The organism is Lewinella sp. IMCC34191, assembly GCF_003390935.1.
Lineage (GTDB): Bacteria > Bacteroidota > Bacteroidia > Chitinophagales > Saprospiraceae > Neolewinella.
Genome location: NZ_QNQZ01000026.1, coordinates 1 through 1,495, shown reverse-complemented (window position 1 = coordinate 1,495; position 1,495 = coordinate 1). Strand labels below are relative to the sequence as shown.

General features: G+C 49.0%; 2 tRNA genes and 2 rRNA genes. All 4 read right to left on the bottom strand.

Going from position 1 to position 1,495, the window contains the following annotated elements:
- Positions 1-435 (bottom strand): 23S ribosomal RNA (locus tag DRW39_RS22075); the annotation flags it as partial.
- A gap of 493 nt (positions 436-928) precedes the next feature.
- Positions 929-1,002, bottom strand: a tRNA-Ala gene (locus DRW39_RS22070).
- A gap of 8 nt (positions 1,003-1,010) precedes the next feature.
- Positions 1,011-1,084, bottom strand: a tRNA-Ile gene (locus tag DRW39_RS22065).
- Between the two features lie 285 nt (positions 1,085-1,369).
- Positions 1,370-1,495: ribosomal RNA gene (locus DRW39_RS22060) — 16S ribosomal RNA — on the bottom strand; the annotation flags it as partial.

Below are 1,495 nucleotides of genomic sequence, written 5' to 3'. Positions count from 1 at the left end.
GCCCGCAAATTCAGACAGGGTTTCTCCGGCCCCGCCCTACTCAGGATCCTCGTCATCAACACCACCATTCCTGTACGGGACTTTCACCCCCTATGGTCAGCTTTTCCAAAACTGTTCCAGTTAAATGATATTGAATTATACAAGTCCTACAACCCCACTACGACGTGTCGTAATGGTTTGGGCTGTTCCGCGTTCGCTCGCCACTACTTGCGGAATCATTAAATTATTTTCTCCTCCTCCGGGTACTTAGATGTTTCAGTTCCCCGGGTTACCTCTCCTTGCGGAGTACTAGATCTTCAATCTAGTGGGTTGCCCCATTCGGACATCTACGGATCAACACTCGTTTGCAGTTCCCCGTAGCTTTTCGCAGCTTACCACGTCCTTCATCGTCTCTGAGAGCCTAGGCATTCCCCGTACGCCCTTCGTTCACTTCCTATTCTTCACCGATCCCGAAGGACCGGCAGTTTCTTAGAAACCGAAACGAATAAAATCGTAACGTTAAATCTTGCCTAAAACTAATGAGTAATCTACGCCTCTCCCTTCCGCTAACTAAAAGTCAACTTCCAAAAGAGGCATATCAAGTATCCAACAGACGCTTGAGAATATTGAATTCTCTCGCAACGGACTTTAATGTGATCGTTTAAAACCAATATAAATCCGTAAAAATTTCTGTTGCTCTCTTATCCAAACTTGTCAAAGATCGTCATCAACCCCTTGTTTCCGCCGGCGATAGGACTTCAGGCTAATGATGTCCTATTGGCCCGCGGGGGGTCGGTGTGTAATAAGGCCGGAGTCGAACCGGTCACTCCCTTCCATCGAAGGGGGCGCGTACCGCGCTTATTGGTGTCCTGCTTACGCAGGAAAATGGCAGGTCGATAGCCGAAGCTACCGGTAAAACAGCGATCGTTACCGCTGCTGAAAAACTGGGTGGAGGATATCGGAGTCGAACCGATGACCTCCTGAATGCAAATCAGGTGCTCTAGCCAGCTGAGCTAATCCCCCAGGAATTGTAGTCCCGAGCAGACTTGAACTGCTGACCTCTACATTATCAGTGTAGCGCTCTAACCAGCTGAGCTACGGGACTGTGCATTTCAAACAGTACCTAAGTCATTGCTGACTTAGCCGGTCATTAGCTTTCACTAATAAAAAAGACGGCTCACCATTGTGAATCGTCGGCTTTTAAATTAACACCAAGGCAGGCGAGTCGTGGCCGCAGTATCAACTACTGCTTCCAGAACCCTTTGGGTCTCGTAAGGTCGTGCATCCAGTGAAGACAAACCGCCTTCACCCTTACCGTGCAACACTATAATCTGCTACTACGTCACTACTGATCTGTACAGCAACACGCTCCGTCAGTTAGTCGTCTCAAAAAGGAGGTATTCCAGCCGCACCTTCCGGTACGGCTACCTTGTTACGACTTAACCCCAGTTACCGATTTTACCCTAGACAGCTCCTATAACGGCCACCGTCTTCAGGCACTCCCGGCTTCCATGGT